This window comes from Stenotrophomonas sp. Sm10 (assembly GCF_030985515.1).
In the GTDB taxonomy this organism is placed as follows: Bacteria; Pseudomonadota; Gammaproteobacteria; order Xanthomonadales; family Xanthomonadaceae; genus Stenotrophomonas; species Stenotrophomonas hibiscicola.
This window is the reverse complement of sequence record NZ_JAPTFO010000129.1, coordinates 1-6413: the sequence shown is the minus strand read 5'-3', so window position 1 is coordinate 6413 and position 6413 is coordinate 1. Positions and strand designations below refer to the sequence as shown.

The following is a 6413-nucleotide window of genomic DNA, read 5'->3' as shown; positions in this document are numbered from 1 at the left end:
CGCCAACAACGACCCCCGATGAACCGTCCCCACAGGACGACCCACCCCCCGGTCGGGTACGATGCTCGCCCCCCGTTCGGGACGCTGTACGCAATGAGCAAGAACAACGAAAAGGCCGCCCCGCAGGGCGACGTGACCCAGGACCAGGCCGAGGATGCCGTGCGCACCCTGCTGCGCTGGGCCGGTGAGGACCCGTCCCGTGAAGGCCTGCTGGATACGCCCCGCCGTGTCGCCGAAGCCTATGGCGACTGGTTCAGCGGTTACCGCGACGACCCGCGCGCCTACATGGAGCGGACCTTCGAGGAAGTGGCCGGCTACGACGAACTGATCGTCCTGCGTGACATCGAGTACGAAAGCCACTGCGAACACCACATGGCGCCGATCATCGGCCGCGTGCATGTCGGCTACCTGCCGGCCGGCAAGGTGGTGGGCATCAGCAAGCTGGCCCGCGTCGTCGAAGCCTACGCCCGCCGTTTCCAGGTGCAGGAGAAGATGACCGCGCAGATCGCCCAGTGCATCCAGGACGTGCTGCAGCCGATCGGCGTCGGCGTGGTCGTCGAAGGCGCCCACGAGTGCATGACCACCCGCGGCATCCACAAGCGCGGCGTCAGCATGGTCACCTCCAAGATGCTGGGCAGCTTCCGCGACGACGCGCGCACCCGCGCCGAGTTCCTGCGCTTCATCGAAGTGGGCGGCAAGCGCTGAGCCGCTTGCCCGCACCGCGCCGGCCCCTGGTGGCCGGCATGCCCACGGCTGCCCACGCAGCCGCCGTGGGTGGCTGCTTGTCCCCACCAGACCTCATGACTCTTTTCGCTGCATGAAGCATCGCGAACGCATTGCCCGTTACCGTCACCTGCGCGAACAGCCCCAGTGGAAGCTGCTTGCCGCCGACCATGCCCCGGAAATCATCGGCCTGTTGCAGGGCCTGCTGATGGACGGCGAGCGCACGTTGCCTTCGTCGGTGCTCAACGAGCGCCTGCAGCGCGCGCTGGACCAGCTGGCCGGCGATGAACTCTCGCGCGAGCTGCCGCGGACCGCGCAGGCCTACATCGCGCACTGGCTGGCCCAAGGCTGGTTGGAGCGCCGCCTGCCCGAAGGCGCCGACCAGGAACAGTACGAGCTGTCGACCGCAGCGCTACAGGCGATCCGCTTCGCCGACGGCCTCGAGCAGGCTCGCGTGGCCGCCACCGAGAGCCGCCTGGCACTGGTCATCGAACAGCTCTCGCAGCTGGCCGCGCAGACCGAGTCCGACCCCGATGCCCGCCTCTCGGCGCTGCGCGACGAGCGCGACCGCATCGACGCCGAGATCGCCCGCGTCGGCGCCGGCCGCGTCACCGCGCTGGATGGCAAGCGCGCCCTGGAACGTGCGCGCCAGATCATCGGCCTGGCCGACGAGCTGACCGAGGATTTCCGGCGCGTGCGCGATGACTTCGAGCAGCTCAACCGCGAGTTCCGCGAACGCATCATCGACGATGAAGGCGAGCGCGGCGACGTGCTGTCGCAGCTGTTCGAAGGCGTGGACGTGATCGGCGAGAGTGATGCAGGGCGCAGCTTCCAGGCCTTCTGGCGTCTGCTCAATGACGCCGAGCAGAGCGCCCAGCTCGATGCCGCGCTGGAAGCGGTGCTGGCGCGTGGCTTTGCCCGGCGCCTGGACCGCAACGAGCGCAACTTCCTGCGCGGCTTCACCAGCACCATGCTCGAGCGCGGTGGCCAGGTGCACGACGTGCTGCAGCACTTCGCGCGCAGCCTGCGCGGCTTCGTACAGAGCCGTGGCTATCTGGAGCAGCGCCGCCTCAACCAGCTGCTCAAGCAGGCGCAGTCCGAAGCGCTGGCCCTGCGTGACGAGTTCCCCGCACAACGCGGCATCGGCCGCGACCTGCAGCTGACCACCAGCCGCCTGCGTTCGTGGTCGCAATGGAAGCTGCACGATCCGCGCAGTGCCCAGGTCGATGGCAACGTCGAGTACAACGACGCGGCCGCGATCAGTCTGGAAAGCGTCGGCGATCTGGTCGCTTCGTCCGAAATCGACTTCCGCACCCTGCGCCGCGACCTGCACGACCTGCTCGATGCACAGCCGCGGCTCAGCATCGCCCAGGCCCTGTCGCAGCGCGAAGCGCCGCAGGGCCTCGGCAGCGTCATCGGCTACCTGTCGCTGGGCACGCGTTTCGGCAACGTGGTCGCCGGCGAGCAGGAGCTTGCGCAATGGCGCGGTGGCGACGGCCAGATCCGCCGCGCCCGCATCCCGCTGGTTTGGTTCACCCAGGAGAGACGCCATGAGCTGGCATGAAGATCCCATCGAAGCACCGCAGGCCGACGTGGCGGAAGACGCCTACGAGGCCGAGCCGGCGGCGACCATGGCGCAGCCCCGCCGTGGCAACGACGTGTACTACCTCGGCGACACCGGGCGCCTGCCGCTGGATGCGCGCCGCGCGCTGTGCCAGCTGCTGATCGGCCCCAGCATCGACCAGCTGCGCCACGCCAAGCTGTGGCCCGCGCTGATCCGCAGCGAAGCGGCCATCCGCTCATCGCTGGCGGACCTGTTCCTGGAACTGGTGCTCGACCGCGACAGCGGCGTGGCGTTCACCCGCCAGGCCGATACCGAAGACGTTGATGCGCCGGTGCTGCTGCGCACCTCGCCGCTGACCTTCATCGACTCGGTGCTGCTGCTGTACCTGCGCCAGCAGCTGGCCGAGGCCGATGCACGCGGCAACCGCGCGGTGGTCGCCGACGCCGAGATGGCCGAAGCGCTGGCCATCTATGAAAAGAACCTGTCCACCGACCGCGCCGGCTTCAACCGCCGCGTTGCCTCGGCGGTGCAGAAGATGAAGGACAACCACATCCTGACCCGCCTCAGCGGCCAGGATGACCGCCACGAAGTCTCGCCGGCGCTGAAGCTGCTGTTCTCCGCCGAAGACGTGTCCCAGCTTTCGGCGGTGTACCGCCAGCTGCGCGAAACCCCGGCCGCCGAGGCCTGAGAGACCCGACCATCGCATGGCTATCTCCAAGCACACTCCCGCACTGTTCAACGAAGGCCTGCCGGACCCGCGCCTGCAGCAGTTCCGCATGCGCCGCCTGCAGGTGCACAACTGGGGCACCTTCAACGGCCTGACCGAAGTGCCGATCGCCGAGCGCGGCTTCCTGTTTGTCGGCCGCTCCGGCTCGGGCAAGTCGACCCTGCTCGATGCCATGTCCGCGCTGCTGACGCCGCCGGCCATCGTCGACTTCAACGCCGCTGCGCGTGAAGCCGAGCGCAGCGGCCGCGACCGCAACCTGGTGTCCTACGTGCGTGGCGCGTGGGCTGACCAGCAGGACAGCGGCACCGGCGAAATCGCCACCCAGTACCTGCGCAAAGGCGCCACCTGGACCGCACTGGTGCTGGAATACCGCGCCGGCGATGGCCGCGTGGTCAGCCTGGTGCGCCTGCTCTGGATCTCCGGCAACGGCACCTCGGCCGGCGATGTGCGCAAGCACTACATGATCGCCGAGCGCCCGTTCGACATCGCCAAGGATCTCGGCGGCTTCGACCTGGACCTGCGCAAGCTCAAGCAGAAGCTGTCCGACCTGCACCACTTCGACACCTTCTCCGGCTACGCCGAGCGCTTCCGCGACCTGCTCGGCATCGACAACGAGATGGCGCTGCGCCTGCTGCACAAGACGCAGTCGGCGAAGAACCTGGGAGACCTCAACGTCTTCCTGCGCGACTTCATGCTCGACACGCCGAAGACCTTCGACGCCGCCGAGCGCCTGGTCAGCGATTTCGCCGAGCTTGATGGCGCACACCAGGCGGTGGTCACCGCCCGCCGCCAGGTGGAAACCCTGCTGCCGGCGCGCGCCTACTACAACGACCTGAAGGAAATGCACCGCCGGCGCGGTGACGACGAAGCCTTGAAACTTGGCGTCGACAGCTTCCGCGAGAGCCGCCGCCAGGCGCTGATCGAAGCGCGCCTGCGCGAGATGGACGTGCGTGACCGCGGCCTGCTTGGCGAAGAAGCCCAGCGCCGTGCTGCACTGGACAATCACACCGAGCGCCTGGCCGAACTGGAGCTGCAGCGCCGCCAGCAGGGCGGTGAGCGCATCGAGGAACTGGAACGCGAGCAGGGTCGTGCCGAAGCTGAGCGCGACCGGCGCCAGGCCAAGCGCGAGCAGGCACGCCAGGCGGCACAGCAGCTGGGGGCCGAACTGCCGGACGACGCGCACGGTTTCGCCGAACTGGTCGAGCGCGCGCAGAACGAGCTGCAGGATCGCCAGCGTGCCTCCTCGGCACTGGACGATGCGATCAGTGATCGCCTCGGTGGCAAGCGCGATGACGAGCGCCGTTTCGGCGAAGTCCGTGCCGAACTCGAAGCGATGCAGCGCACACCGTCCAACATCCCGGCGCCGATGCAGAAGCTGCGTGCGCGCCTGGCCGAAGAGACCGGCATCGCCGAGGCAGCGTTGCCGTTCGTAGGTGAACTGATCCAGGTCCGCGCGGAAGAGCAGGGCTGGCAGGGTGCCATCGAGCGCGTGCTGGGCGGTTTCGCGCTGTCGCTGCTGGTCGACGACAAGCACTACAACGATGTTGCCGAGTGGGTGAACCGCACTCACCTGGGCATGCGCTTCACCTACTACCGCGTGCGCCGCAACGATGATGCGTTCGCGCGCGAACCCTCGGCGAAATCGCTGCTGCACAAGCTTGAACTGCGCGAGCATGTGTTCGAAAGCTGGCTGCGCCGCGAGCTGGGCAAGCGCTTCGACTACGAATGCGTGGATGCCAAGCAACTGCGCAACGTCGACCGCGGCATCACCCGCGAAGGCCAGGTCAAGCATCCAGGTGACCGTTTCGAGAAGGACGACCGCAGTGCAGTGGGCGACCGCCGCCGCTGGATCCTCGGCTTCAACAACCACGACAAGGTCGGTGCCTTCGAGCGCGAAGCCCAGGAACTGGCCAAGCGCATCGCCAGCTGCGAGACCGACATCGCGCGCCTGCGCGGGCAACGTGACCGCGACAACGAACGCCGCCTGGCCTGCCACGAGCTGGTCAGCATCAGCTGGAACGAGATCGACATCGCCGCTCCGCAGCAGCGCCTGAGCGATATCGAAGCCACCCTGCGCGACCTGCGCGAAGGCAACGCCGATCTCGCCAGGCTGGCCAAGCAGATCGACGCCGTGCGTGCGGATATCGAACAGGCACGCCGCACCTATGAGGACGTTCGCGTCGAACGCGGCCAGCTGGTCAAGGAGCGCGACCGTCTCGATCGCGCCCGCCAGCAGAGCCGTGCACTGGTGCTGCCGACCCTGGCCCAGGAGCAGGAGGCCGGGCTTGCCGAGCGCCTGCAGGAGCAGGGTCCGCTCAGCCTGGAAACGCTCGAAGCGCACATGCGCCAGGTCAGCAACGCGCTGAACGAGCAGCTGTCGTCCTCGCAGCAGGACCTCAACCGCATCGAGAACCAGCTGACCGGCTGCTTCCGCCGCTTCATCCAGCAGTGGCCGGAGGAGTCGGGTGACTTCACCGTCTCGGTGGCCTCGGCCGAGGACTTCCTCGCCCGCCTCGAACGCCTGGAACGCGATGGCCTGCCGCAGCACGAGGAGCGCTTCTTCGATCTGCTGCAGAACCAGAGCAAGAACAACCTGCTGGCCCTGCAGCGGCACAGCGCAGAGGCACGCAAGTCGATCGGCCAGCGCCTGGATGAAGTGAACGCCAGCCTGGAACAGGTACCGTTCAACCGCGGCACGCTGCTGACCATCGAACTGAGCGACCGCCGCCTGCCGGAAGTGGCCGAGTTCCATCAGCAGCTGCGCGAAGTGCTGTCGCAGCAGCAGACCGAGCAGCGCGAGCTGGCCGAATCGCAGTTCACCGTGCTGCGCCAGCTGGTCAACCGCCTGGGCTCGCAGGAAGGCGAGGACAAGCGCTGGCGCGAACTGGTGCTGGACGTGCGCATGCACGTGGAATTCATTGGCGTCGAGCTGGATGCGGAAACGCGCCAGCAGGTCGAGATCTACCGTAGTGGCGCGGGCAAGTCCGGTGGCCAGCGCCAGAAACTGGCCACCACCTGCCTGGCGGCAGCGCTGCGCTACCAGCTCGGCGGCGCCGACAGCCAGCTGCCCAGCTACGCGGCGGTCGTGCTCGACGAGGCCTTCGACAAGGCCGACAACGAGTTCACCGCGCTGGCGATGAACATCTTCGACAACTTCGGCTTCCAGATGGTGGTCGCCACCCCGCTGAAGTCGGTGATGACGCTTGAACCGTTCATCGGCGGCGCCTGCTTCGTCGAAATCAGCGGCCGACACGACTCCGGGGTGTTGCTGATCGAGTACGACGAAGAAGGCAAGCGCCTGAAGCTGCCCGAGCGCAGTCGCCAGCAGGCCAACGAACCGGAAGAAGCCGAGGCCTGACCCGGCCGATCGTATGGGGAATGCCGGCCAGCGGCCGGCAC

At 67.8% G+C, this 6413-nt stretch carries 4 protein-coding genes; all 4 read left to right on the top strand.

Features of this window, described 5'->3' with window-relative positions:
- Positions 1–93 precede the first annotated feature (93 nt).
- The 4 genes from folE to O0J15_RS19965 all read left to right on the top strand — a co-directional run bounded on the left by folE (position 94) and on the right by O0J15_RS19965 (position 6372).
- Positions 94–705 (top strand): GTP cyclohydrolase I FolE, encoded by a 612-nt coding sequence (gene folE, locus O0J15_RS19980; protein WP_004141296.1) that lies wholly within the window; start codon positions 94–96, stop codon positions 703–705.
- 112 nt (positions 706–817) lie between these two features.
- The gene (locus tag O0J15_RS19975; RefSeq protein WP_019658766.1) at positions 818–2287 is read left to right on the top strand and encodes a DUF3375 domain-containing protein; all 1470 of its coding nucleotides are present in this window, start codon (positions 818–820) and stop codon (positions 2285–2287) included.
- The gene (locus tag O0J15_RS19970) at positions 2274–2975 is read left to right on the top strand and encodes a DUF4194 domain-containing protein (protein WP_019658765.1); all 702 of its coding nucleotides are present in this window, start codon (positions 2274–2276) and stop codon (positions 2973–2975) included. The genes O0J15_RS19975 and O0J15_RS19970 overlap by 14 nt, the downstream gene beginning before the upstream one ends.
- A 16-nt stretch (positions 2976–2991) precedes the next feature.
- Positions 2992–6372, top strand: coding sequence for an SbcC/MukB-like Walker B domain-containing protein (locus O0J15_RS19965; RefSeq protein ID WP_308306174.1), 3381 nt, complete (start codon positions 2992–2994; stop codon positions 6370–6372).
- Positions 6373–6413 lie beyond the last annotated feature (41 nt).